The organism is Pseudomonas sp. KB-10 (assembly GCF_018221585.1).
In the GTDB taxonomy this organism is placed as follows: domain Bacteria; phylum Pseudomonadota; class Gammaproteobacteria; order Pseudomonadales; family Pseudomonadaceae; genus Aquipseudomonas; species Aquipseudomonas yangonensis.
In genome coordinates this window covers 92,987-118,353 of sequence record NZ_QYYB01000010.1, presented here as the reverse complement: position 1 = coordinate 118,353, position 25,367 = coordinate 92,987, and the positions used below count along the sequence as shown (strand labels likewise).

Below are 25,367 nucleotides of genomic sequence, written 5' to 3'. Positions count from 1 at the left end.
AAGGCCCCCGCGACCTCGGTATGCGCCCATGGCACAGATCGTCTCGTCATTTGGTAGTAGAGCGGCGAGCGGTCTGGCACGGGTCATTTGGCAGCAAGGTGGCAGGGCTGCGAAGGCTAAAGGCTAGACCCGTTCGCTTCGCCTTGCGTTCCCGGATACGAAAATTCGCCCCGTGACATTTCGAAGCAGCTCGCAACGGGCCAGTGGGAGCCGGAAACGACGATGGCCGGGCAAAGTCCGGCCATCGTCTGCCACATCAACCGATCAGCGCTTGGCGACCAGCTCCTTCGGCAGCTTGAAGGTCCACAGCATGCCGCCCTGGTTCAGGTGCTTGACGCGCTTGGCCACCTCGCCGCCCCACAGCGGTACCGCACCACCCCAGCCGGACAGCACCGAGACATACTGCTCGCCGTCCATCTCCCAGGTCACGGGCGAGCCGATCACGCCCGAGCCGGTCTGGAACTCCCAGACTTTCTCGCCGGTCTTGGCGTTGAACGCCTGCAGGTAGCCTTCCGGGTTACCGGTGAACACCAGGTTGCCCTTGGTGGTCAGCACCCCGCCCCACAGCGGCGCGTAGTTCTTGTGGCGCCAGACTTCCTTGCCGGTCTTCGGGTCGATGGCGCGCAGCACACCGATGTAGTCCTCGTTCAGCGGCTTGATGGTGAAGCCGGCGCCCAGGTAGGCCGCGCCCTTCTTGTAGGCGATGTCCTCGTTCCAGATGTCCATGCCCCATTCGTTGGACGGCACATAGAACAGGCCGGTGTCCTGACTGTAGGCCATGGGCATCCAGTTCTTGGCGCCGAGGAAAGCCGGCGCGGCGAATACGCTCTTGCCCTTCTCTGCCGCGCTCGGCGAACCCGGGCGGTTGCTGTCGTCATAGATCGGCCGGCCGTTCTTGTCCAGACCCTTGGCCCAGGTGATCTTGTCGACGAAGGGGAAGCCGCGGATGAACTTGCCGTTGGTACGGTCAAGCACGTAGAAGAAGCCGTTACGGTCAGCGGTGGCCGCCGCCTTGATGGTCTTGCCGCCTTCCTGGTAGTCGAAGGACACCAGCTCGTTGACGCCGTCGAAGTCCCAGCCGTCGTGCGGGGTGGTCTGGAAGTGCCACTTGATGCTGCCATCGTCCGGGTTCAGCGCCAGGCGCGAGGACGAGTAGAGGTTGTCACCCGGGCGCAGGTGCGAGTTCCACGGCGCCGGGTTGCCGGTGCCAAAGAACAGCAGGTTGGTGTCGGCGTCGTAGTAGCCGCCCAGCCAAGGCGCGGCGCCGCCGGTCTTCCACAGGTCGCCCGGCCAGGTCTTGCCGGCCTCGCCGCCGCTGATACCGTTCTCGACGGCCTTGCCGTCCTTATAGACGTAGCCCATGTGGCCTTCGACGGTCGGACGACTCCACAGCAGGTCGCCATTCTTCGGGTCATAGGCTTCGATCTTGCCGACCACGCCGAACTCGCCACCGGATACGCCGGTGATCAGCTTGCCGCCCACCACCAGCGGCGCGGCGGTGATCGAATAACCGGCCTTGTGATCAGCCACGCGCTTGCTCCACACGACCTTGCCGCTGTCCTTGTTCAGCGCCACCAGCTTGGCGTCCAGGGTGCCGAAGATCACCAGATCGTCGTACAGGGCGACACCACGGTTGATCACGTCGCAGCAAGGGCGAATGTCGTCCGGCAAGCGGGCTTCGTACTGCCACAGCTCACGCCCGGTGCGCGCATCGACGGCGAACACCCGCGAATAGGAGGCGGTGACGTACATCACGCCGTCCTTGATCAGCGGCTGCGCCTGCTGGCCGCGCTGCTTCTCACCGCCGAAGGACATGGTCCAGACCGGGCGCAGCTCCTTGACGTTCTGATCGTTGAGGATGTTCAGCGGGCTGTAGCGCTGGCCCTGCAGACCGAGGCCGTTGGTGACGATCTCGTTGGTGGTGGTGGCGTCCTTGAGAATCTCGGCGTCGGTGACCGCCAGCGCGGCGGCGGACGGCAACAGCATGGCGGCACAGAGTGCGGTGAGGAGGAAAGGCTGGCGAAGACCGGCGTGTTTCATTGCGGCTACCTCTGCGGGTTCATTGTTATTGCCGGGAATTTTTCCCGGTCTGCCGCAAATTCTTGGCTCGCACAGGCCACCCAACAATTGCACCCCCAGCCGATTTTCCTCGTTCCTTGGTAGCAATACCTGCTCCAAAGGCTGCGATCATTACGATTGCGGCGGCCACGGCTTTGCCCGACACTTGGCCGCCCGCACATTATGACCGGAGACGCCCGTGCCCCACCCTCGCCAGGAAATTCTCAACCATCCCGATGCACTGGATTGCACGGTCTATCGTCCCGACGAGCAGGACCCGGATGCCGAAGAGCAGGACCTGGGCGACGGCAAGGTCCTGATCACCGGCGCCTTCGAGCCGCCGCAGGACTGGGACGCGCACCAACGCGAGGACTACTACGGCGAAGAAGATCCCACCCACTTCGTCACGGCCCATATCGAATGCCTGGCCAAGCCGGCGACTCGGGATTTCTTCATGCCCGAGAGCGGTGACTATGTGGCCGTGCAGTCCAGCCTGGGCGAAGTGGTGATGTATTACGTCTATGACCACGAAGAGACCGAGCACGGCCGTCATTACGTGCTGATTCGTGATGACGAAGAACTCTAGGCTCAGACGCACTGTGGGAGGCGCTTCAGCGGCAATGTCTTCATGTGTGTAGCCCGGATGAAATCCGGGGATAGCGAGCAAATTTCTCCCGGATTTCATCCGGGCTACGAAGCCGGCATAAGAGTGGGAGGCGCTTTAGCGGCGATGTCTTCCTGCACAGGTCGCGGCTGAAGCCCCTCCCACAGCGCAATTCCCTCCCACAGCACCGTACGCCGCTAATCCTGACGATCCACCCGCGCCATGGCGTTGCGCTCGTAGCGCGGGTAAAGATGGCTGACGCTGCGGATCAGCTCATAGCGCGACAGGTTGACCTGGGCGAAACGCGCGGGGATGGGCGCGCGGATCAATTCGTTCATCTCCGCGCCCTGCTCCGCTCCCTGACGCAGCAAGCCATCGAGCCAGCCCAGGTAATCGCGCATTTGCACGAACGGCGCTGCATCGCTGGTCACCGGGCCATGGCCGGGCACGATCTGCTTCCACGGCAAGGCCTCAAGTCGATCCAGATCGGCCTGCCACACGTCCAGCCCAGGGCTGTTCGGTGTGGTCAGCGCGCGCTGGTAGAACAGGATATCGCCAGCGAACAACACGCCCGTACGCTCATCCAGTATCACCAGATCGGCGCCGGTGTGGCCGCGCAGCGCCAGGAGTTGCAGGCGCCTGCCGCCAATTTCCAGCGTGCCCTCCTGCACCTCCTCGCTAGGCAACACCACCTCGGTGCCGCGCATCCAGTCGCCGACCAGGCGGTACATGTTCTCTGCCATGGCGTCGCCCTGTTCGGCCAGCAATCGGGTGGTCTCGGGTAACGCAGCGATGGGTACGCCGGCGAAGGCCTGGTTGCCCAGCACATGATCGGGGTGATGGTGAGTCAGCAGTACGCGCACCACCTGTTTGCCGGTGGCCTTCTCGATGCTCTGGCGCAGCGCCTCGCCGTAGCGCCGCGACGGCCCGGTGTCGATCACCACCACACCGTCCGCGGTTTCGATGAAGCCGACGTTGACGATATTGCCGCCATTTTCCGCCGCGAAATTGTCGGTGCTGCCTTCCAGCAGCCAGACGCCGTCAGCGATCTGCCGGGGTTGCAGCTGGTAATCGAGTGCTTGGGCAAACCCGGTACCGAGAGCCAGCAGAAACAATATCCAGCGCATGCCTTTCTCCTCGAAATCTGCCTGAGCCGCGTGCTTCGCCCCGAGGCGGGGCTCCTACAGACTGGGCGAGCATCGCTGCTTCTTGTAGGAGCCGCGCCCCGCGGCGAATGGAACCGTCGTCAGAACGCGGCCTGGAATTCGTTGCCGTTGTTGTCGCGCAGCCAGACTTCGGCCTGCTGATCGCCACGCAGGTCGAAGGTCAGCGTCGGGTTCTCGCTGACCGCCGGGAACAATTCGATACGCCCCAGCACCTGGCCCTGGGCATCGCGCAGCTCGGCTTCCTCGATGTAGAACTCGGGAATACCGCCGACCAGGCCGTTGTCCATCGGGTGCGACACCTGCAGGCGCAAGCGGCTGTCCTCACCGCGTACGAAGCGCTTGCCGAGGACCTGGCCCAGGCGCTCCTCCCAGCCAGCTTCGGCGCGCACCACGCTGGGCGCAGTGCAACCGCCGCCTGCCGCCTCGACGCGAGCCGAGCCGATATGCCAGACGCCATCGTCGGTGAGCACCGCAGCACGAATCGGCGTGGCCTGCTCGACGCGGATACGGATGGCCAGGCTCGGCTCAAGCTCGGCGCCGGGGGTGAAATCGAGAATACGCGGGATGGGATTGAGCTCGGCCCAGGCCAGAATACGCTTGACCTTGCCGCGGTAGGCGCTGGCGTCGATCTGGATCGGCACCTGGCGCGCATCCTCGGCGAACGGTGGCACCTCGAGGCGAACCCTGTCGTCGAAAACGAAAGCCTCACCGTTCAGCAGGCGCTGGTGGTAGTAATCCCACATTACCGAAGCGACCGGATCGGGCACGGCCGCCCGCGCTTCCCAGGCCCAGGCAAACAGGGCCAGCAACATCAGGCTACGCCAATCCATCGCCCACCTCCGGCTCGACTCTTATTGGTATTGTTCAGGCTTCTCGAAGCGCAGCCCGTAGCGTGCGTACAGGCGCTCGAGCGAACCATCGAGAATCAGGCTTTCCAGCTGTTCTTCCAGGGCATAGGCCAGTTGTCGATTGGTCTCGTGCACCGCCATGCCGATTTCCCAGATCTGCCGTCCCATGTCCGGGTAGGCGTTCTCGGCCAACGCCAGTTGCGGGTCATTGGCCTCGTGTACCAGCCAGTCCACCTCGCCACGCAGCGCCATCACGGCATCCACCTCACCACCCTGCATGGCGGCAAATGCCTGCTTGGGCGTCGGGTAGTGTCGGGTTTCCTGGCTGAGCATGCCGCTGTGCACCGAGCTCAGGTAGAACGAGGGCACGCTCTCGACCTCCACCCCGACCGGGTGCTGACGCAAGGCATGGATACTCGGCACCTCGGGCAGGCGCCGACGATCGAAGGCCAGCTGCCAGCGCTCGCGCTGATAGGGACCGAACATCACCACGCGCTCGTTGACCAGTTCGCCCAACTCGTTGCGCAGCTGTGCATAGTCACGGTCGTAAGGCACGCGCAGCATCACATCGGCCAGCTGGCCCTGCGCGGTCACCCGGCCACGCCAGATGTAGTCGCGCAGGTCGTCGTCTAGCTTCTCACCCGGTGGCGCCCACATCAGTTCCAGCTTGAGGCCAAGCCCTTCTGCCAGTGCCTTGGCCAGCTCGTAGTCGACACCGCGCGGCTGACCGCCCTCCTCGTAACTGTAGGGCGGGAAGTTCTGGTACAGCGCCACACGCAGAGTGCCCGACTCGATGATGCGGTCGAAATCACGCACCTGCGCCTGGGCAGTGCCCAGGCAAAGCAGCAGGCCACACAGGAGGATCAGCCGGCGCATGACGCTAGCGCTTATGAAGAAATCGTCGCGAGCGATGGCAGGTCGCGCTTCGCAGGAGCGCAGCAAGCGGAATGTATTGAAATACATGAGCATTGCGAGCACCGCCGAAACGCGAGATGCCGAGCGCAGCAGATTTATCATCAAGCGCTTACTCCTCGACGTGCACGCTCTCCAGATAGGTACGCACCGCCCACAGGGCTTCCTGGCTCAGGTAGTCGGCCATCTTCGGCATGTATACGCGACCATCGCGCACCGCACCGTTGATCACCCGCTCCTTGAACCATTCGTCACCGCTGGCACCCAGCTCCAGCAGGCGCAGGTCCGGAGCGATACCGCCGGACTTGGCTTCCAGGCCATGGCAGGCGGCGCAGTTCTGGTTGTAGGCAGAGGAGCCGATCTCGATGGCGCGCGGGTTGTCGCGATAGGGGTTCTCTTCCAGCCATTCCTCACCCAGTGGCTCCAGGCCGTCGGTGTTCACTGCCTGCGGTACCACATCGCCATGCGCCCAGAGGTTGGTCGACGCGGCGAGCAGCAGCAGCGCCAGGGTGGATTGGATCTTCTTGTTCATGGCTAGGACCTCATCTAATGCACGCAAGACAGCCCGTTCAGAGCTTGTGGCGATCATCTTAGAAAGGCCGCGCAACGCGCCGAATGCTGCTTTGGTGGTCGCGTTCTAGTCCCTTGGTAGTAGGGCTTGGGTCGGGGTGCTGGCGATGCCTTGGCAGCAAGTCCAAGTCATGCCCCGGCCGGGAAATCCTCCCGGTGAAGGCGGGAGTTTTTCCGTAGGCGCAAAGGTGGCCGGGTACCACCATCGACTTGCCACTGCGGCGATCACTTTCTTCAACGGGAAGCACAACCATGACAACAAGAAACCTACCCAGCACCCCGCGCCCCCTGGCGCTCGCCCTGATGCTGGCCGGCGGCCTGGCGCTGGGCCAGGCCGCGTTCGCCAAGCCGGTCACCTGGGAAGACATTGCCAACGACCACACCACCACCAGCAACGTGCTGCAGTACGGCATGGGCACCAACGCCCAGCGCTGGAGCCCCTTGGCCCAGGTCAACGCCGACAACGTGTTCAAGCTGACCCCGGCCTGGAGCTATTCCTTCGGTGACGAGAAGCAGCGCGGCCAGGAGTCCCAGGCCATCATCCACGACGGCGTGGTCTACGTGACCGGCTCCTACTCGCGCGTCTTCGCCCTCGACGCCAAGACCGGCAAGCGCCTGTGGACCTACAGCCATCGCCTGCCCGACGACATCCGCCCGTGCTGCGACGTGGTCAACCGCGGCGCCGCCATCTATGGCGACAAGATCTACTTCGGCACCCTCGACGCCCGCGTCGTGGCGCTGAACAAGGACACCGGCAAGGTGGTGTGGAACAAGAAGTTCGGCGACCACTCCGCCGGCTACACCATGACCGGTGCGCCGACCATCGTGAAGGATCAGAAAAGCGGCAAGGTGCTGCTGATCCACGGCAGCTCCGGTGACGAGTTCGGCGTGGTCGGCCGCCTGTTCGCCCGCGACCCGGATACCGGCGAAGAAGTCTGGATGCGCCCCTTCGTCGAAGGGCACATGGGTCGCCTGAACGGCAAGGACAGCACCCCGACCGGCGACATCAAGGCGCCGAGCTGGCCGGACGATCCCAACCACCCGACCGGCAAGAAGGAAGCCTGGAGTCAGGGCGGCGGCGCGCCGTGGCAGAGCGCCAGTTTCGATGCCGAAACCAACACCATCATCATCGGCGCCGGCAACCCGGCCCCGTGGAATGGCTGGGCACGCACCAGCGACGGCGGCAATCCCAGGGACTATGACAGCCTGTACACCTCCGGCCAGGTTGGCGTCGACCCGACCACCGGCGAAGTGAAGTGGTTCTACCAGCACACCCCGAACGATGCCTGGGACTTCTCCGGCAACAACGAGCTGGTGCTGTTCGACTACAAGGACAAGGACGGCAAGGTCACCAAGGCCACCGCCCACGCTGACCGCAACGGCTTCTTCTACGTGGTCGACCGCGCCAACGGCAAGCTGAAGAACGCCTTTCCCTTCGTCGACAAGATCACCTGGGCCAGCCATATCGATCTGGAGACCGGCCGCCCGGTCGAGAACGAAGGCCAGCGCCCGCCGAAACCCAAGGCCGGCGAAACCAAGGGTGAAGTGGTCGAGGTCTCCCCGCCCTTCCTCGGTGGCAAGAACTGGAACCCCATGGCCTACAGCCAGGACACCGGCCTGTTCTACGTACCGGCCAACCACTGGAAGGAGGACTACTGGGCCGAGGAAGCGCACTACAAGAAAGGCTCTGCCTATCTGGGCATGGGCTTTCGCATCAAGCGCCTGTACGACGACCACGTCGGCATCCTGCGCGCCATGAACCCCACCACCGGCAAGGTCGCCTGGGAACACAAGGAGCGTCTGCCGCTGTGGGCCGGCGTACTGGCCACCAAGGGCAACCTGGTGTTCACCGGCACCGGCGACGGCTACTTCAAGGCCTTCGACGCCAAGAACGGCAAGGAGCTGTGGAAGTTCCAGGTCGGCACCGGAATCATCTCCCCGCCCGTCACCTGGGAGCAGGACGGCGAGCAGTACATCGGCGTGACCGCCGGTTACGGCGGCGCCGTGCCGCTGTGGGGCGGCGACATGGCCGACCTGACCAAACCGGTGGCCCAGGGCGGCTCCTTCTGGGTGTTCAAGCTGCCGAGCTGGGACAAGGCCAGCGCCCAACGCTAAAGGCCCAACGCATGGCGCACCTGAGTGCGCCATGCGCCTTTGCTTGTAGGAGCGGCTTCAGCCGCGAAGCGAACCAGGCCATCACCCCCGAGGACTCGCCATGAACTACCTGCCCCTGCTTATCCCTGTCCTGCTGCTGGTAATCGGTAGTCACGCCATCGGCGCCGAGACCGAGAACGACGGCGTGCCGCAGATCAACGGCTGCCGCATCGAACCCGACAGCAAATGCCCCAACGCCAATCTGCGTGGTGCCGACCTGCGCAACCTCGACATGCGCCGCATGGACCTGTCCGGCGCCGACCTGTCCGGCGCCGACCTGCGCCACGTCAACCTCGACCTGGCCAACCTGGAGAAAGCCAAGCTGCGCGGTGCCAACCTCACCCGCGCCAGCCTGCAACAAAGCAACCTGCGCCTGGCCGACCTGTCCGGCGCCAGCCTGGTGGCCATCGGCGGCTGGGCACTGTTCGCCCAGGCCGCTCAATTCGAAGGCGCCGACATGCGCGCCGCCAACCTGGAATTCGCCCGCCTCTCCGGGGCCAAGCTGCACAACGTCCAGCTGCAGGCCGCCAACCTGGAGATGACCTGGCTGAGCAAGGCCGACCTCAAGGGCGCCCATCTGGAGGATGCCAACCTGCAGGAAGTGAAGCTTGGCGGCTCCAACCTGGAAAACGCCAACCTCACTGGCGCGCGCACCCGCTTCGGCAACTTCCAGGACGCCAACATGCCCGGCTGCGTGCAATGCCCCAAGGGCTGGGACTGAGCTTCACCACCGCAGCAACACCTCGGCTCTGTAGGAGCGGCTTCAGCCGCGATGCTCAAGAGCGCTTCGCGGCTAAAGCCGCTCCTACAGATCATCCAGGCGCCGGGCTAGACGCATCACCATCTGGGACGGTGCCAAAAACAACTGAACCATGCCGGCACAAGGCAATCCCTTTTTAGGAACAGCCAGATCGAGGCGGCAGCGTCCGGGCCGCCATCAGTCATCGACCCAAGAGGGATCTGCCGTGACCACCACCACTGCAACTCCACACGCCTACCCCAACATTCTCAGCCCCTTGCACGCCACCCTGCTGTGCGGCCAGGTGCCACTTTTCCTCGGCGCCCTGATCGCAGACATCGCCTACTACCGCAGCTACCAGATCCAGTGGAGCAACTTCGCCTCCTGGTTGATCGCCGGTGCCCTGGTCTTTACCGGTCTGGCAATGCTGTTCGCCCTGGTCGGGCTGTTCCGCAGGCGCAACCCGCGCCCGCTCACCTACTTTCTGCTGCTCCTGGTTACCTGGGTACTGGGTTTCATCAACGCGCTGGAGCACGCCAAGGACGCCTGGGCCGCGATGCCCATGGGCCTGGCCCTGTCGGTGATCGTCACCCTGCTGGCCATCGCAGCCACCTGGGTCGGCATGGCCCAACCAAGTACAGGAGATGCCCGATGAAAACGCACCTAGCACTGACCGCCCTGCCCCTGGCCCTGCTGCTGACTGCCTGCGGCGAAGAGCCCGGCAGCAACCAGCAGTTCTACGGCGCCCAGCCGGACTTGCCCGAGCCCGAACGCGGCCTCCTGCCGAGCATGACCATCGCCGAACCGACGCCCTGGGGTGACCAGCGACCGACCGTGCCCGAAGGCTTCAGCGTCAGCGCCATCGCCACCGACCTGAAAATCCCCCGGCAAACCCTGGTGCTGCCCAATGGCGACATCCTCGTTGCCGAAGGCCGTGGCGGCAACGCAGCCAAGCTCAAGCCCAAGGACGTGATCGCCGGCGTGATCAAGGCACGCGGCAACACCTCGGTGGAAAGCGGCAACCGCCTGACGCTACTGCGCGACGCCGATGGCGATGGCACCTATGAGCTGCAGACGGTGTTCGCCGAAGACCTCAACGCGCCCTACGGCCTGGCGCTGCACGAAGGCAACCTGTACGTGGCCAACCAGGACGAGCTGGTGCGCTTCGACTACGAGGAAGGCCAGACCAAGGCCAGCGGCCCGCCGAGCAAGGTCGCCGACCTGCCATCGGAGATCAACCACCACTGGACCAAGGCGCTGACCATCAGCGAGGACGGCCGCTACCTGTACGTCGGCATCGGCTCAAACAGCAACATCACCGAACGTGGCATGGAGGCCGAAATCGACCGCGCCATGGTCTGGCAGGTGGACGCCGAAACCGGTGCTTACAAGCCCTACGCCACCGGCCTGCGCAACCCCACCGCGCTGGCCATCCAGCCGGGTACCGGCACCTTGTGGTCGGTGGTCAACGAGCGTGACGAACTGGGCGAGGACCTGGTGCCCGACTACCTCACCTCGGTTCAGGAAGGCGGCTTCTACGGCTGGCCCTACAGTTACTTCGGCCAACACGTCGACCCACGGGTGAAACCACAGGATGATGAAAAGGTGGCCAGCGCCATCGTTCCCGACTACGCCCTTGGCGCCCACGTCGCCGCGCTGGGCCTGGACTTCTCCAGCGAAGTGATGGGCGAGCAATATGCCGACGGCGTATTCGTCGGCGAGCACGGCAGCTGGAACCGCAAGAACCCGGTGGGCTACAAGGTGATCTTCGTGCCCTTCGAAAATGGCCGCCCTTCAGGCGACCCCATCGACTTCGTCACCGGCTTTCGCACTGAAGACGGCAAGACCCGCGGCCGGCCGGTGGGCGTGACGGTCGATCCACGCGGCGCACTGATCGTGGCGGATGATCTGGCCAATACGATTTGGCGCGTGGTGCGCGAAGGCGGCGAGTGAGGCAAAGCAAGCGATCGCACCTATCACCTATGGCCCCCACGCTCCGCGTGGGGGCCATAGGCGAATTCAGTTGCGCCCCACCAGTGGAGGCGGAGCGTCAAGAGCTGCATACCACCCGATAAAAGCAGCTCAGTGAGCCAACCATTGCGGCCTCAGGCACTCTCCAAACCCACCCGCAGCACCCCACTATCAATCGCCAAGTGCACCAACTCCGCCTGCGAGGCGATCTGCAATTTGTTCTTTACCAGGGTCTGGTAGTTGGACAGGGTTTTGGCGCTGATGCACAGCTTCTCGGCGATTTGCCTCGGTGGCAGGCCGCGGGCGAGCATGACGAAGATTTCGAACTCGCGCTGGGTCAGTTCACGCAAACGCGGGTCGAGGCCGTCACTGCTGGCGGGATTGCAGGCCAGCTGGGTGGCCAGTTGCTGCTCGATATAGGCGTGGCCGGCGGCGGTGCGTTTGACCGCCTCCACCAGTACTTCCGGTGAGGAGTTCTTGGTCAGGTAGCCGATGGCGCCGGCATCCAGTGCCTGGCGTACCAGGGGCAGTTCGTCGTGCATGCTGAAGAACAGCACGCGCAGTTGCGGCAGGCGCTGGCGCAGGCGGCGGGTGGTTTCCAGGCCGCTGATGCCGGGCAGGCCGATATCCATGATCACCAGGTTGGGAATCTCTTCCTGCACCCGCTGCAACGCTTGCTCACCATCACAAGCCTCGCGCAGTTGCACCTCCGGCAACAGGGCGCGCAGCAGGCTCGCGTAGCCCTGGCGCACCACTGCGTGGTCATCTACCAGCAGAACCTTCATGACGTTGCCTCCAACGGGATGTTCAGGCACAGCGCCCAGCCCGCTTGCGGGCGACTGTGCAGACGTAGCTCACCGCCGAGGCTGCGGCTGCGTTCGCGCATCGAGCGCAGGCCGATGCCGGGGCGCAGCGGTAGCGCAGTGCCCTGGCCGTTATCGCGTACCAACAAGCGCAGGCCCTGGCCACGGCGCAGCAGACGAATACGTACCTCACTGGCATCGGCATGGCGGGCGACGTTGGTCAGCGCCTCCTGCACCAGGCGATAGAGATGAGCCTTGCTCGCCAGCGGCAGGCTCGGCAGTTGTTCACTCACTTGCAGGCGGCAGCGAATGCCTTGCGCCTGTTGCCAGTCAGCAGCCAGTTGTTGCAGCGCCGGGCCGAGTTCCAGACGCTCCAGCACCACCGGGTAGAGGTCGCGGATCAGGCTGCGAAAGCCCTGCTGCAGGCGCTCGCAGTTGTCGTCGAGCAGGCGCGCGGTGTCCTGCACCTGCTGCGGCCGGTCGGCAATCACCTTGAGCAGGCAGGCCTGGGCGCGAATGCCGCTGAGGTATTGGCCGAGGTCGTCATGCAGGGTCTGACCCAGGCGCGTGCGCTCGCGCTCCTGAAGTTCCAGCAGGGACTGGGTCAGCTCGGCGTTGTCCGCCTGCACCTGTTGCAGGGTGATGGCCATCTCGTTGAAATGCCCGGCCAGGTGCTTGGCCTCGGCCAGGCCGTGGTCGCGCAGACGGGTATCGAAGTGACCGGCGCCGACTTCGCGCAGGCCGGCGAGCAACTCGTCCAGCACGCGCCTGACCCGGCGCACGGCAAAGCGAATGGTCAGCAGGCTGAGGATCAGGGCGAAGGCACTGAGCAACAGCAGTTGCAGCAGCGAGTCCTGGATTTCTTCGATCTCGTCATAGGGGTCGAGGGCGATATGCAACTCGCGGCCATCCTCCAGCGGCCAGGCATCGGCCACCAGTGAGGCCGGGCCCAGCAGGCGTTCGGCAATCCAGTGCTCGATGACGTTTTCAGTCTGCTGCTCGGGCTCTTCCCCCGGGCGCAGCCAGCTCACGCGGATATGTCGCAGGTTCTCGGTCAGTTCCGGGCGCAGGCTGCCGGGATTGCTGCGCGCCACTTCGCCGAGGTATTCCACAACCGCTTCGGCGGCCTGAAGCTCGCGCTGCACATCGTGGCTGGCCTGGCGCAACAGCAGCGCCAGCCCGGCCAGGGTCACCAGCACGAACAGCAGGCTGACGCCGAGGTTGATGCGGCCCAGAGCAGTCATCTACTTGACCACGCTACTTGACCACGAAGTACCCGAGCATGCCCTTGCCTTCCAGGCCCTTGGCGTAGAAGCGGTATTTACCCGGCTTGACCGGCAGGAAGAAGATCTCCGCTTCGCCGGCATCCTCGAATTCCAGTTCGGTGAGGGTGACCGCCTTGATCTCCACGCCGCCGGCCTCGACCTTGCGCAGGTAGATGGAAGTGGCGAACTCCGGCGCCTGGAAGGCGTACTCCTTCTGGCCGCTGGCGATGATCTTGAGCTGGTAGGCCTGGCCGGTTTCCAGCTGGTACTCGGTCTGCGACATGAAGTAGTCGCTGTCATCGTTACCCAGCACCAGGTCAGGCAATGCCAGCGGGCGGCGGGTCATGTCACCGGCGGCGTGCAGTTGATCGACACCGAGCAGGCTGATGATCAGCAGCAAGGGCAGCAGCAGGGCCTTGAGAATACGCATGGCGTTCACCCGTTATTGTTATTGGACGTTGCCTGCCATGCTAGGAAGTAAAGGCCCGCGCCGGGTTACTACCTTGGTACTGACGCGCTGGTACTTTGGGCAGGTTTGGCGCGCCAATTGGCGTGACGGACTACGACCTTCGTACCTGTCCGGCGCTACCTTGGGCATATTTCCCGAGCCGATGGCGCTTCCTATGCTGGCGACACCCTCTGCAGGAGTCGCCCGATGCACCGGATCAGTTGCCGCCTGTTGTTCTGCCTCGCCGCCGCGTTCGGTGTGGCGGCCGGCGCCAGCGCGAACGAGCTGCAGGTGCGCATTGGCTACCTGGCGCATCTGCCGCCGCGTGGGCCGCTGCTGTCCAACGTCATTCCCGAGCCGAGCGACGCCGGCCGCCGTGGCGCCGAACTGGCGATCATCGACAGCAACAGCACCGGGCGCTTTCTCAAGCAGCAATTCGAGTTGCAGAGCGCCGAGAGCGACCAGGCTGACGAGCTGCTCGCCGCCGCCGAGCGCCAGCACCAGGCCGGCATCCGCCTGTTCGTGGTCAATGCCCCGGCCGCCACCCTGCGCCAGCTCAGCCAGCGCCTGCCGGACAGCCTGCTGTTCAATGCCGGCAGTGCCGACGACGGCCTGCGCCGCGAACAGTGCCTGGGCAACGTGCTGCACACCCTGCCCAGCCGCGCCATGCTGACCGACGCCCTGGCGCAGTTTCTCGTCGTGCGCAAATGGACACGCTGGCTGCTGGTGACCGGCAACACCGAAGATGACATCGCCTACGCCGACGCGCTCAAGCGCGCCGCCAAGCGCTTCGGCCACAAGATCGTTGCCGAAAAGCCGTGGAGCTTCGACAACGACCAGCGCCGCAGCGCCCAGGCGGAGATGCCGCTGTTCACCCAGGCCAGTGAGTATGACGTGGTGCTGGTGGCCGACGAGCGCGGCGACTTCGGCGAATACCTGCCTTACAACACCTGGTATCCACGCCCCGTGGCCGGCACTCAGGGCCTGACCCCTACCGCCTGGCACAAGACGGTGGAAACCTTCGGCGCCGCGCAGTTGCAGAAACGCTTCGAAGAGCTGGCCGGGCGCTGGATGAACGACCGCGACTTCGCCGCCTGGATGGCCGTACGCAGCGTCGCCGCCGCCGTGACCAAGCTGCGCGCCGCCGAGCCACAGGCCATTCGCGACCTGGCGCTGTCCGCAGACCTGCCGCTGGATGGCTTCAAGGGCCGCAAGCTGAGCTTCCGGCCGTGGAACGGCGAGCTGCGCCAACCGATTCCGCTAGTGCACCCGCGCTCCCTGGTCAGCACCTCGCCGCAGGACGGTTTTCTGCATCCCAGTAACGAAATGGACAGCCTCGGCTACGACCGGCCTGAGGTGAGCTGTGATCTGGCGGGTATGCCTTAGCGGCCCAGCATTCAGCACGATTGCCCTGTGGAAGGTGATGGCCACAGGCAAAGAAATTCTGTCCCCTCGCCCCTCCGGGGAGAGGGCTAGGGAGAGGGGGATTTTCAGCCCTCTCCCCCAACCCCTCTCCCATAAATGGGAGAGGGGAGCACGCGCACAGGCCAACGCCGTCGCCCCGACAACAACAAGAGGATCAACCCCATGCGCCTGACCCGCCTTGCCTGTGCCGTCGCCTTCGGCCTGGCCTGCCACTCGGCCCTGGCCGCCACTGCCTACGTGTCCAACGAGAAGGATGACAGCATCAGCGTCATCGACCTCGACAGCCTGGAAGTCACCGCCACTCTCGATGTCGGCATGCGCCCGCGTGGGCTGCTGCTGTCCTCGGACAACAAGCTCTTGTACATCTGCGCCAGCGACTCGGACCGCGTACAGGTGATGGACCTGGCCACGCGCAAGATCATCAAGGAGTTGCCCTCCGGCGCTGACCCCGAGCAATTCGCCCTGCACCCCAACGACCGCTGGCTGTACATCTCCAACGAGGACGATGCGCTGGTCACAGTGGTCGACACCCAGAGCGACGAGGTGCTGGCGCAGATCGAAGTGGGCGTGGAGCCCGAAGGCATGGCGGTGAGCCCGGACGGCAAGTGGGCGGTCAACACCAGCGAAACCACCAACATGCTGCACTGGATCGACACCAGCACCCAGCAACTGGTGGACAACACTCTGGTCGACCAGCGCCCGCGTCACGTCGAGTTCGACAAGGACGGCAAGCGCCTGTGGGCCTCGGCCGAGATCGGCGGCACGGTGACGGTGCTGGACGTGGACTCGCGCCAGGTACTCAAAGTGCTCAACTTCGCCATCAAGGGCGTGCACCCGGACAAGGTGCAGCCGGTCGGAGTCAAACTCACCGACGACGGCAAGTACGCCTTCGTCGCCCTCGGCCCGGCCAACCATGTGGCGGTGGTGGACGCCAGGACCTTCGAGATTCTCGACTACCTGCTGGTGGGCCGGCGCGTCTGGCACCTGGCGTTCACCCCGGATCAGAAGCGCCTGCTGACCACCAACGGCGTCAGCGGCGATGTGTCGGTGATTGACGTCGATGCGCTCAATGTGACCAAGTCGATCAAGGTCGGCCGCTACCCCTGGGGCGTGGTGGTAACGCCATGAATGCGCTTCAGGTGAGCGGCGTCGGTTTCGCCTATGGCGCCCGCCAGGCGCTCAAAGACCTGACCTTCGAGCTGGCGCCAGGGCGTTTCGGCGCCCTGCTCGGCCCCAACGGCGCCGGCAAGTCCACGCTGATCGCCCTGCTCACTCGCCTGTACGACCTGCAGCAGGGCGACATCCGCATCTTCGGCCACAGCCTGCGCGACGAACCGCGCCAGGCGCTGCGCCAGCTCGGCGTGGTGTTCCAGCAGAGCACGCTGGATCTCGACCTGTCCGTGCAGCAGAACCTCGCCTATCACGCCGCGTTGCACGGCATGCCGCGCCGCGAGGCACAGGCACGTATCGACGAGGAGCTGCTGCGCCAGGATCTCGCTGAGCGTCGTCACGACAAGGTGCGCACGCTCAATGGCGGCCACCGCCGCCGCGTGGAAATCGCCCGCGCCCTGCTCCATCAACCGCGCCTGCTGCTGCTCGACGAGGCCAGCGCCGGGCTCGATCCGGCCAGCCGCCTGGCGCTGGGCCGGCACGTGCGCAACCTGTGCCGCGAGCAGGGTCTGTGCGTGCTGTGGACCACCCACCTGCTGGACGAGATCGAGTCCAGCGACGACCTGCTGATCCTGCATCGTGGCGAGCGCGTGGCCTGGGGCAAGGCCGGCCAGTTCGGCGACGACCTGGCCATCAGTTTCGCCCGCCTGACCGGCGACGAGGCGCTGGGCCGTGGCCATGTGCGCGAGGCGATCCGACCGAATCTGGATGCCCAGGCCCGTAGGAGCGGCTTCAGCCGCGAACACCCCGCCGAGGAGCCGCAACCATGACCGCCTACTGGGAATGCCTGCGCGGCATCGTCCTGCGCGAATGGCTGCGTTTCGTCCTGCAGCGTTCGCGCTTTCTCAGCGCCCTGGTGCGCCCGCTGCTGTGGCTGCTGGTGTTCGCCGCCGGCTTTCGCGCCGCGCTGGGCATCGCCATCATCGAGCCGTACGACACCTACATCACCTACGACACCTATATCGTGCCGGGCCTGGCCTGCATGATCCTGCTGTTCAACGGCATGCAGGGCTCGCTGTCGATGGTCTACGACCGCGAGATGGGCAGCATGCGCGTACTGCTCACCAGCCCGCTACCGCGCGCCTTCCTGCTGGTGGCCAAGCTGCTGGCCACAGCGCTGATCTCGCTGCTGCAGGTCTATGCCTTCCTCGCCATCGCCTGGGTCTACGGGGTGCAACCACCGGCATGGGGCCTGCTCGCCGCACTGTCGGCGCTGCTACTGGTGGCGCTGCTACTCAGCGCACTGGGCTTGCTGCTGTCCAACGGCATACGGCAACTGGAGAACTTCGCCGGGGTGATGAATTTCGTCATCTTCCCCATGTTCTTCCTGTCGTCGGCGCTGTACCCGCTGTGGAAGATGCGCGAGTCCAGCGAGTGGCTGTACTGGCTGTGTGCGTTCAACCCCTTCACCCATGCCGTTGAGCTGGTGCGCAACGCGCTGTACCTGCGCCTGCATGTCGAGGCGCTGGCAGTATGTATCGGCCTGACGCTGCTGCTGACGCTGCTGGCCGTGCTCACCTTCAACCCGCAGCATGCGGCGCTGCGCAAAGCGGGCTGAGCCGCCGAGTTCAACCTGTAGGAACCCCGCCCCGGGGCGTAATGCTGTTCATTTAAGGTTACAGACGTTGGCTCCCCTCTCCCATTTATGGGAGAGGGGCTGGGGGAGAGGGCTGAAAATGCCGCAAAACTGCCAGTTTCCCCTCTCCCTAACCCTCTCCCCAAAGGGGCGAGGGGACTAATCGCGTCCGACCAATTCTTATGTGAATAACATTACGCCCCGGGGCGAAGCCTGAGGGCCACATCGATCTCGCGGCGCAGCCATTCGCCGCGGGGCGCGGCGCCTACTCACCGAGCACTCGCCTACTGCCCAGCCCGACATTTCTACTACTTTGGTACTGATTTTCCTCTCCAACGTAGAATTCCCAAGCCTGCGACCATGGCCTGTAATACCACTACAACAATAAGTAGAGACCTTGCCATGAAGTACCGTCTGCCCGTGCAAGCGGGCCTGATGCTCGCCTGCGTGCTACTGACCTGCCTTGCGCAGGCCGAAGAGCTTTTCGACGCCGATGGTTATCGCAGCAGCCAGTACCGCAGCCCGACACCGTCCAGTCTGGAAGGTGTAGAAGTCGTCGATACCCCCGCCCTGCAGAAGCTCCTTGCCGAGCGCCCGGACACCCGCCTGATCGACGTCTACCGCCGCCCTTTCGTGCAGGACCGCTTCGTCGAGGACGCCCCCCACGCCAACCTGCCCGGCAGTCTGTGGCTGGCCAATGCCGGCGACGGCAATCTGGCCCCACAATGGCAGCGCTACTTCACCCACTACCTGCACCAGCAGAGCCGTGGCGACGTGCGCCAACCCTTCGTGTTCTACTGCCGCTCCGACTGCTGGCTGAGCTGGAACGCCGCGCGTCGCGCCCAGGCCATGGGCTATCGCCAGCTCTACTGGTACCGTGATGGCGTCGATGCCTGGGAACAGGCCGGCCTGCCTCTGGTGCCCGCTCAACCCGCCGAACTGCCTGCTGTTTTCCTCACGCCCACTGCCACACAATAATCACGACAACGAGGTGCAAGGCCATGTACAAGATTCTGATTGCCGACGACCATCCGCTGTTTCGTGAAGCCATCCATAACGTCATCGCCGACGGGTTCCCCGGCAGCGAGATCATGGAAACCGCCGACCTGGACAGCGCCCTGGAGTTGACCCAGAGCCATGACGACCTGGATCTGATCCTGCTCGACCTGAACATGCCCGGCATGCATGGCCTGGGCGGTCTGATGAACCTGCGCAACGAGGCGCCGACCATCCCGGTGGTGATCGTCTCCGCCGAGCAGGACAAGCAGATCGTGCTGCAAGCCATCACCTATGGCGCAGTGGGTTTCATCACCAAATCCTCGCCGCGCGCACAGATGACCGACGCCATCGCGCAGATTCTCGACGGCAACGTCTACCTGCCGCCGGATATCATCCGCTCACAGAAGAGCGGCAGCTCGCGCCAGCACCACGACAACCCCAGCATCGCCCCTGAACTGCTGCAGGCCCTGACGCGCAAGCAGCTGCTGGTGCTTGAGCGCATGACCAAGGGCGAGTCGAACAAGCAGATCGCCTATAGCCTGGATATCGCCGAAACCACGGTCAAAGCGCACGTCTCGGCCATACTGCGCAAGCTGGGCGTGCATAACCGTGTGCAGGCGATTCTCTCGGCCGGCGATATCGACTTCGCCTCCTATCTGCGGCGCTAGTTCCTGAGGAGTGAGCGTCGATCCCGCGCGCAACATCTGGGCTCCTGCCTTCGCGGGAGTGACACACGAGGTTGTCCTGACTCCCGTCATCAACCCGTGCTAAAACGGCGGCCTCACCGACTGGAGCCCACCATGCACATCCGCCCCTTCCAGCTCTCCGACGAAGCCGCCGTCGTCGATCTCTGGCAACGCTGCGACCTGACCCGCCCGTGGAACGATCCGCACAAGGACATCCAGCGCAAGCTTACGGTGCAGCCTGAGCTGTTTCTGGTTGGGGAAATCGACGGCAAGCTGGTGGCCTCGGCCATGGCTGGCTACGAAGGCCATCGCGGCTGGGTCAACTACCTGGCGGTGTGCCCGCAGCGGCGCCAGCAGGGCCTGGCCCGTCAGCTGATGACCTATATCGAAGCGCAACTTCTGGCCCTGGGTTGTCCCAAACTCAGCCTGCAGGTGCGCGACACCAACGCGGCGGCATTGGCCTTCTACGAGCGACTTGGCTACAAGATCGATGCCTCGGTCAGCCTCGGTAAGCGGCTGATTGCGGATGATTGACCGCAAGCCCGATCACGCTCTACCGATCCACCGCTGCGGTGGATGTAAAAAGCGACATCCACCCTACTCACCAAAGCGAATCGCAGCCCGGATGAAATCCGGGGCAGAACGGCGTGATCCTGCAAGTAGCATGTCGACCTGAACTCAAGCCCCTGCCCCACGCTCCATCAAATGACTCATCGCCGCCTTCAGTTTCATCGGCCGTACCGGTTTGTGCAGCAGGCTGTGGCCCAGCTCGCGCATCTGCTGCTTGAGCTCGTTGCTATAGTTGGCGGTGATCATCAGCGCCGGTAGCGGCGTGCTGCGTCGGGCGTTGATCTGCGCCACGGCGTCGACACCATTGCGCTCGTCGTCGAGGTGATAGTCGGCGATCAGCAGGTCGGCTTCGGCGTGGTAGTTGTCCACCTGGCGCGCCAGGTCTTCTTCGGACAGTGCAGTAACCACGCGGCAGCCCCAGCCTTCTAGCAGGGTGCGCATGCCGGCGCAGATCGCCGCGTCGTTATCCAGCACCCATACCCGCGCGCCGCTGAGGCGTTCGAGCAACTGATCCGGGCTGTCCTGCACCCTGCGCGCGCGTGGTGCACGGCGGGTCAGCGGTACCTCGACGGCGAACATCGAGCCCCTGCCCTGCTGCGACGCCACGCGAATGCGGTGGCCGAGCATACGCGCGATCTTCTCGACGATCGCCAGCCCCAGGCCCAGGCCGCGGTCCTGCTTGCGCTGCACGTTATCGCCGCGTTTGAACTCCTGGAATATCTCGCCGAGCTTGTCCTGGGCGATGCCGATGCCGGTGTCCCAGACCTCGATGGACAGGCTGTTGCCGCGCCGCCGGCAGCCTAGCAGGATGCGCCCGCTGGCGGTGTAGCGAATGGCGTTGCTAAGGAAGTTGCGCAGAATCCGCGCCAGCAGCTGCACGTCGCTGCGAACCAGCGCCGAGCTGGGCAGGTAGTCCAGACGCAGGCCCTCGCTGCGGGCGATCTGGTGGTACTCGGCGGCGAGGTTTTCCAGCAGCTCGCTGACGGCGAACGGCGCGATATCCGGCTTGATCACCCCGGCATCGAGCTTGGAAATGTCCACCAGCGTACCGAGCAGGCTCTCGACGTCTTCCAGCGAGTTGCTGACGTTGCGCACCAGCGGTGCGCAGCCGGACAGGTCCTTCTTCTCCAGCAGCGCGCTGGTGAACAGCCGCGCAGCATTGAGTGGTTGCAGCAGGTCATGGCTGACCGCGGCGAGGAACTTGGTCTTGGACAGGTTGGCCTGCTCGGCCTCGCCCTTGGCCTCACGCAGGCGTGCCTCCATCTGCGTGCGCTCGTCGATCTCGCGGCGCAGCTGGTCGTTCACCGTGGTCAGTTCGGCGGTACGCTCGCGCACGCGCTGCTCCAGATGCTGGTAGGCCTGGTGCAGCGCCTCGGCGGTGCGGCGGCGCTCGGTGATATCGCGGATCAGCACGAAGATACCGACCACCTCGCCGCTGGCCTGACGGTTGGGCACGTAGGAACGCAGCATGTAGCGCTCCTGGCCGTTGTGGTTGGTTTCGGCGAATTCGAAGGTCACGCTCTCGCCGGACAGCGCCAGCTCGACGTAGGGCTCCAGGCGCAGGCAATGCTCCTCGCTGTGCACTTCGCGCAGGCTCTGGCCGAGCATGGCGCCGCGCGGCCAGCAGTACCATTCCTCGTAGACCTTGTTGGTGAATTCGTAGACCAGGTCGGCCGACAGATAGGCGATCAGCGCCGGCACGTGGTCGGTGATCAGGCGGATCCAGCGCTCGCTGTCGCTCAGCGCCTGGGCCTGGCGATGACGCTCGGTGATATCGGTGAAGGTATTGACGAAGCCGCCGGTAGGCAGCGGATGGGTGCGCACTTCCAGCATGCGCCCGTCGAACAGGCGCACCTCCACCTGGCGCAGTGGTTTGCCAGCGGCATCGCGGCTGTCCGGGGTCAGCGGCTCAAGTTCGCTTTCCGCCATCACTTCGGCGAACGGCCGGTGGGCATTGATCGGCGCCAGCCCGCAGAGTTCGAGAAAACGGTGGTTCCACAACTCCAGCGCGCCCTCGGCATTGACCATGGCCATGCCCTGCGACAGGTTGTCGACCGCGCGCTGCAGCAGGCGCGACTTCTGCGCCAGGGCCTGCTCGCGGCGCAGCGCCTCGCTCTGCTTCACCTCGGTGATGTCGGTGTAGAGGATCACCAGCCCGCCTTCGCGGGTCGGCCGCTCGCTGACCTGCACCCAGCGCCCGTCCTGCAGGCGGAACAGGCTCGGCTCGCCCTCCTTGCCGAGTTGCGCCTCCACCACCAGGCCGGTGCTGCGGCTCAGGCGCTTGATCTCCTCCAGCCGCGTGCCCGTGCCGATGCGCGCCCGGCTGCGCGCCCACAAGGCCTTGAAGCGGCTGTTGAAGAGGACGATGCGCTGGCGATCGTCGAACAGCACGAAGGCATCGGAGATGCTCTCGATGGCGTCGATCAGGTGCTGGTGGGCAGTCTCGGCGCGCAGCCGCGCGTCGCTGAGCAACTGGTTGCTGGATTTCAGTTCGGCCATCGCCTGGTTCAGCGCGTCGGTGCGCTCGCGCACCTGCTCGGAGAGCACCACCGAATGCTGGAAGGCCGCGTAGGCGTCATCGCCACGGGAATGGATCGACTCGACCCGTTCGATCAGCGCGGCGTTGATGCGCTTGAGCTTGGCGTTCTCCTGCTCCAGCGCCGTACAGCGTGCCTGCAGCTCAGCGCTCGCCGCGCCCAACAGGTCGGCCAATGGCGACACCGGTGAAGGTCTGGTTGATGTGCATGCCATTGAACTGCTCTCCGTAGGTGTTGAAGCCGATCACCCGCTGCTGGCGCAGCAGAGTGGCGACCGACTCGACGCCGCCATCGTTCTCGATCTCCAGGCGACGCAGAAAGCAGTCGCAACCGATGGTCAGCAGCAGCGGACCGAGGCGCTGCTCCAGCCCGGCGAACAGCTGCGCAAGGTTCGGCAGCAAGGGACCGGGGCGCATGGCGGTAAGGACGATGCCGTTCTCCACCGCGCAGTAGAAGGTCAGGCTGAGGTCGTCATGCACCTGCTGGATCGAGCGCACGTAGTAGTGATCGCTGATCCGCACTGCCAGCGGATAGGCAGCGAACGCGCGCAGATCCAGGGCCTCGACCGGCACGCCGATCAGCTCGGCGTATTCCTGCGCGGCCGGCGCGGCATTGAGCTCGTACACCCGGCGCGTGGCACTGTCGGCACGGGTCACCACCAGCTTCTCGGCACTGGGCTGAATGTGATGAGTGCTGAACACCTCGAACTCCAGCCAGGTGTTGAACAGCACCACGACCGCCGCACCGCTGTGAAAACGGCCACCGTGATAGACGTGGGTGTGAGTCAGGTGATTGTCGTCGCCGGCCGAGCCGCCGAAGTGCGGGATGCTGCCCAGCGCCGCACTGAGTGCGCCGAGCACCAGTTCCTCGCGGCTGGAAAGGCCATCGAGCAGGGTCAGGGCGAAGCTGTGGCCCTTGATCGAGGCCAGCTCGTTGCTGCGGCAATCCTTGACCAGGCCATCGACCAGTTGCTGCGCATCGAGCAGATTGAAGCGCTCCATCTCGTCGATCAGCACGCTGGCGATGGAGAAGCAGCGCAGATCGAAGCCCAGCGCCACCACGCAGCCACGACCGTAGCCCTGCGGGGTAATCTCGCCGGCGCTGGTACAGCCCACCAGGCTGACGCCACCGAAGTGCGCCTCCAGTGCCTGGCCGAGGCCGTCGAGATCGTACTCGGCCGAGCAGAAGAACAGCACGAAGCCGAGATAGGGATGGATCAGCTGGCGTGCCAGTTCCTGGGCGGCCAATTCCACATCCTTCGTGCTGGAGACGGCGCTAAGCACGCCCTCCGACTGTTCCAAGGCCATATCACGCCCCAAATGCACCTGCTGATCATGGGGAAATTCTACGAAGGAGGCCGCAGAGGCCCCATGCTACTTGAGTACTGGGTAGTCGATCCGTAGGGCGTACTCGCGAAGCAGTACGCGACGCACGCCGCCACCCTGGTCACGCCATGCATTGGTCGACAACCCGCTGCAATTCAATAGGTAGGGCGGGTGCAACCCGCCAACGGGGAAACGGCGGGTTGCACCCGCCCTACAAACTGGTGCGCATGGCGCACCCTGCCTGGGACGGCACCGTGCTTGTGTAGGGTCGGCGTAAGTAGCCCAGGAAGCCATAGAACAAAAAAAGACCGGGCAGAGGTCGCCCCCTGCTCGGCCTTGTGCATTGGTGCTTACCAGCTGAGCACGGCACCCACGGCGAAGGTATCGGTGTCCTCGTTCAGACCGCTGCCGGCGGCGGCGTCGATCTGGTACTGGTTGTACTCGGCGACCAGCTTGAGGTTGTCGTTGATGGTGCGGAAATAGGCGATGCCGCGGGTCTCGTAGTCCGCCGCCACGCCCAGACCGTTGCCGTCGTCCTCGGTCTTGCCATAGGACAGCGCCACACGGTTCTTGCCCCAGGTGTAGGAGCCCTGCAGCAGGTAACCATCGCTGTCGATATCGCGCAGGGTCGGCTCGCCCAGGTTGTTGGTGAAGAACGGGTTGATGCCCTTGGCCTGGAAACCCGAACCGGTCAGCGACAGGCCGCCGAACTTGGCCTGCACGCCATAACCCAGGCCTTTGGAGGTGACCTTGTCGACGGTGTCGTCGGTGTTTTCGGAGGTCTGGTAGGCGCCGTTGACCCAGGTGTAGATGGTCGAGCCGCCCAGATCGAACTGGTAGCTGACTTCCGATTCGAAGCGCGGATTTTCCTGGTAGGCCTTGCCGGTGGCGCTGTCGTCATTGGTGTCGACCGGGTCCATGATGCCCACTGCGACGCGCAGCCCTTCAGCCAGATTGTTGTTGCGGTAGGTGATCTGCGAGGTCGGGAACGGATACGGGTAGCCGGTACCGATGTTGCCGAAGGACACGCCGTTGCCGTCCACCAGGCCAAGGGTGTCGGAGACGTTGCCGTACCCGGCCAGCAGCTCGTCGAGGAAGATGTTGGAGCGCGAGAACAGACCGAAGTCCTTGCCCACCAGCACCTCACCCCACTCCGGACTGGAAACGGTGCCGTAGAACTGACGCACGTCGATGGCGGTGTCGGTGCCATTGGTTTCGCTGTCGTTGATGGTGACCCAGAAGGACGAGCGACCGCTCAGCTTGAGGTCGTCGATCTGCTTGCCGAAGTTGAAGCCGATCCAGTTGGGCAGAAAGCCCATCTTCACCCGCGACTGGCGACGGTCGAACTGCTCGCCGTCACGGTCCACGTCGCTGTTGACGTAGAAGGCGTTGATGTAGCCGTCGGTGGAGAAAGTGGTGTCGTCCTTGTCGTACAGGACGATCTCGGCGGCGGCCTGCTGCGCAGTCGCCAGGGCGACGGCAGTGGCCAGGGTCAGGGGCAGAAATCGAGTGATGGCGATCTTGTTGTTGTGCATAACGCT

The 25,367-nt window shown here is 64.6% G+C and carries 23 protein-coding genes; 12 read left to right on the top strand and 11 right to left on the bottom strand.

Going from position 1 to position 25,367, the window contains the following annotated elements:
* Positions 1-264: 264 nt before the first annotated feature.
* Positions 265-2,040, bottom strand: coding sequence for a methanol/ethanol family PQQ-dependent dehydrogenase (locus DXK50_RS22800; protein ID WP_012018419.1), 1,776 nt, complete (start codon positions 2,038-2,040; stop codon positions 265-267).
* Positions 2,041-2,257: 217 nt separating this feature from the next.
* Between DXK50_RS22800 and DXK50_RS22795 the strand changes: the two genes are divergently transcribed.
* Entirely contained in the window at positions 2,258-2,644 is a 387-nt protein-coding gene (locus tag DXK50_RS22795; RefSeq protein ID WP_212631833.1) for a hypothetical protein, read from the top strand.
* A 215-nt stretch (positions 2,645-2,859) separates the two neighbouring features.
* On the opposite strand, the gene DXK50_RS22790 is transcribed toward DXK50_RS22795, so the two are convergent.
* The 4 genes from DXK50_RS22790 to pedF all read right to left on the bottom strand — a co-directional run bounded on the left by DXK50_RS22790 (position 2,860) and on the right by pedF (position 6,120).
* Complete coding sequence (locus DXK50_RS22790; protein WP_212631832.1) at positions 2,860-3,789, bottom strand: quinoprotein relay system zinc metallohydrolase 1; 930 nt, start codon at positions 3,787-3,789, stop codon at positions 2,860-2,862.
* A gap of 119 nt (positions 3,790-3,908) precedes the next feature.
* Positions 3,909-4,658, bottom strand: a complete 750-nt coding sequence (locus DXK50_RS22785) for a quinoprotein dehydrogenase-associated SoxYZ-like carrier (protein ID WP_212631831.1) — start codon at positions 4,656-4,658, stop codon at positions 3,909-3,911.
* Between the two features lie 21 nt (positions 4,659-4,679).
* On the bottom strand, positions 4,680-5,552 hold the full coding sequence (locus tag DXK50_RS22780; RefSeq protein WP_212631830.1) for a substrate-binding periplasmic protein: 873 nt from the start codon (positions 5,550-5,552) through the stop codon (positions 4,680-4,682).
* 148 nt (positions 5,553-5,700) lie between these two features.
* Positions 5,701-6,120, bottom strand: a complete 420-nt coding sequence (gene pedF / locus DXK50_RS22775) for a cytochrome c-550 PedF (protein WP_017363267.1) — start codon at positions 6,118-6,120, stop codon at positions 5,701-5,703.
* 290 nt (positions 6,121-6,410) lie between these two features.
* Between pedF and exaA the strand changes: the two genes are divergently transcribed.
* From exaA to DXK50_RS22755, 4 genes are all read left to right on the top strand, one after another.
* Positions 6,411-8,273 carry a quinoprotein ethanol dehydrogenase gene (gene exaA, locus DXK50_RS22770; protein WP_212631829.1) on the top strand — a complete coding sequence of 621 codons (1,863 nt, stop codon included), beginning with the start codon at positions 6,411-6,413 and terminating at the stop codon, positions 8,271-8,273.
* 100 nt (positions 8,274-8,373) lie between these two features.
* Positions 8,374-9,033: a pentapeptide repeat-containing protein gene (locus DXK50_RS22765; protein ID WP_012018412.1), complete on the top strand. Its 660-nt coding sequence runs from the start codon at positions 8,374-8,376 to the stop codon at positions 9,031-9,033.
* 244 nt (positions 9,034-9,277) lie between these two features.
* Positions 9,278-9,706, top strand: coding sequence for a DUF2231 domain-containing protein (locus tag DXK50_RS22760; RefSeq protein ID WP_212631828.1), 429 nt, complete (start codon positions 9,278-9,280; stop codon positions 9,704-9,706).
* Positions 9,703-11,004 carry a PQQ-dependent sugar dehydrogenase gene (locus tag DXK50_RS22755; RefSeq protein ID WP_212631827.1) on the top strand — a complete coding sequence of 434 codons (1,302 nt, stop codon included), beginning with the start codon at positions 9,703-9,705 and terminating at the stop codon, positions 11,002-11,004. Before DXK50_RS22760 ends, DXK50_RS22755 begins: the two co-directional genes overlap by 4 nt.
* Before the next feature lie 152 nt (positions 11,005-11,156).
* Here the strand turns inward: DXK50_RS22755 and DXK50_RS22750 are convergent, their stop codons facing one another.
* The 3 genes from DXK50_RS22750 to DXK50_RS22740 are packed head-to-tail and all read right to left on the bottom strand — an operon-like array spanning position 11,157 to position 13,520.
* Positions 11,157-11,807, bottom strand: a complete 651-nt coding sequence (locus tag DXK50_RS22750; protein ID WP_212631826.1) for a response regulator transcription factor — start codon at positions 11,805-11,807, stop codon at positions 11,157-11,159.
* The gene (locus DXK50_RS22745) at positions 11,804-13,069 is read right to left on the bottom strand and encodes a HAMP domain-containing sensor histidine kinase (RefSeq protein WP_212631825.1); all 1,266 of its coding nucleotides are present in this window, start codon (positions 13,067-13,069) and stop codon (positions 11,804-11,806) included. Before DXK50_RS22745 ends, DXK50_RS22750 begins: the two co-directional genes overlap by 4 nt.
* 13 nt (positions 13,070-13,082) lie before the next feature.
* Complete coding sequence (locus DXK50_RS22740; RefSeq protein WP_212631824.1) at positions 13,083-13,520, bottom strand: cupredoxin domain-containing protein; 438 nt, start codon at positions 13,518-13,520, stop codon at positions 13,083-13,085.
* A 225-nt stretch (positions 13,521-13,745) separates the two neighbouring features.
* Here DXK50_RS22740 and DXK50_RS22735 point away from each other — a divergent pair, with 225 nt between their 5' ends.
* The 7 genes from DXK50_RS22735 to DXK50_RS22705 all read left to right on the top strand — a co-directional run bounded on the left by DXK50_RS22735 (position 13,746) and on the right by DXK50_RS22705 (position 19,928).
* Entirely contained in the window at positions 13,746-14,924 is a 1,179-nt protein-coding gene (locus DXK50_RS22735; protein ID WP_212631823.1) for an ABC transporter substrate-binding protein, read from the top strand.
* A 201-nt stretch (positions 14,925-15,125) separates the two neighbouring features.
* A complete protein-coding gene (locus DXK50_RS22730; protein WP_212631822.1) occupies positions 15,126-16,091 on the top strand; it encodes a YVTN family beta-propeller repeat protein in 966 nt (321 codons plus the stop codon).
* Positions 16,088-16,903, top strand: coding sequence for an ABC transporter ATP-binding protein (locus tag DXK50_RS22725; protein WP_212631821.1), 816 nt, complete (start codon positions 16,088-16,090; stop codon positions 16,901-16,903). Before DXK50_RS22730 ends, DXK50_RS22725 begins: the two co-directional genes overlap by 4 nt.
* Positions 16,900-17,691 carry an ABC transporter permease gene (locus DXK50_RS22720; protein ID WP_212631820.1) on the top strand — a complete coding sequence of 264 codons (792 nt, stop codon included), beginning with the start codon at positions 16,900-16,902 and terminating at the stop codon, positions 17,689-17,691. The genes DXK50_RS22725 and DXK50_RS22720 overlap by 4 nt, the downstream gene beginning before the upstream one ends.
* A gap of 420 nt (positions 17,692-18,111) precedes the next feature.
* On the top strand, positions 18,112-18,687 hold the full coding sequence (locus DXK50_RS22715; RefSeq protein WP_212631819.1) for a PQQ-dependent catabolism-associated CXXCW motif protein: 576 nt from the start codon (positions 18,112-18,114) through the stop codon (positions 18,685-18,687).
* Positions 18,688-18,710: 23 nt separating this feature from the next.
* On the top strand, positions 18,711-19,376 hold the full coding sequence (locus DXK50_RS22710; RefSeq protein ID WP_161867778.1) for a response regulator transcription factor: 666 nt from the start codon (positions 18,711-18,713) through the stop codon (positions 19,374-19,376).
* A gap of 132 nt (positions 19,377-19,508) precedes the next feature.
* Positions 19,509-19,928 carry a GNAT family acetyltransferase gene (locus DXK50_RS22705; RefSeq protein WP_161867779.1) on the top strand — a complete coding sequence of 140 codons (420 nt, stop codon included), beginning with the start codon at positions 19,509-19,511 and terminating at the stop codon, positions 19,926-19,928.
* A gap of 144 nt (positions 19,929-20,072) precedes the next feature.
* Here the strand turns inward: DXK50_RS22705 and nahK are convergent, their stop codons facing one another.
* From nahK to DXK50_RS22690, 3 genes are all read right to left on the bottom strand, one after another.
* Positions 20,073-22,715: a hybrid sensor histidine kinase/response regulator NahK/ErcS' gene (gene nahK, locus DXK50_RS22700; protein WP_212631818.1), complete on the bottom strand. Its 2,643-nt coding sequence runs from the start codon at positions 22,713-22,715 to the stop codon at positions 20,073-20,075.
* Positions 22,645-23,808 carry a nitric oxide-sensing protein NosP gene (nosP, locus tag DXK50_RS22695; protein WP_161867781.1) on the bottom strand — a complete coding sequence of 388 codons (1,164 nt, stop codon included), beginning with the start codon at positions 23,806-23,808 and terminating at the stop codon, positions 22,645-22,647. Before nosP ends, nahK begins: the two co-directional genes overlap by 71 nt.
* Before the next feature lie 368 nt (positions 23,809-24,176).
* Entirely contained in the window at positions 24,177-25,361 is a 1,185-nt protein-coding gene (locus DXK50_RS22690) for a porin (protein WP_212631817.1), read from the bottom strand.
* Between the last annotated feature and the right edge of the window lie 6 nt (positions 25,362-25,367).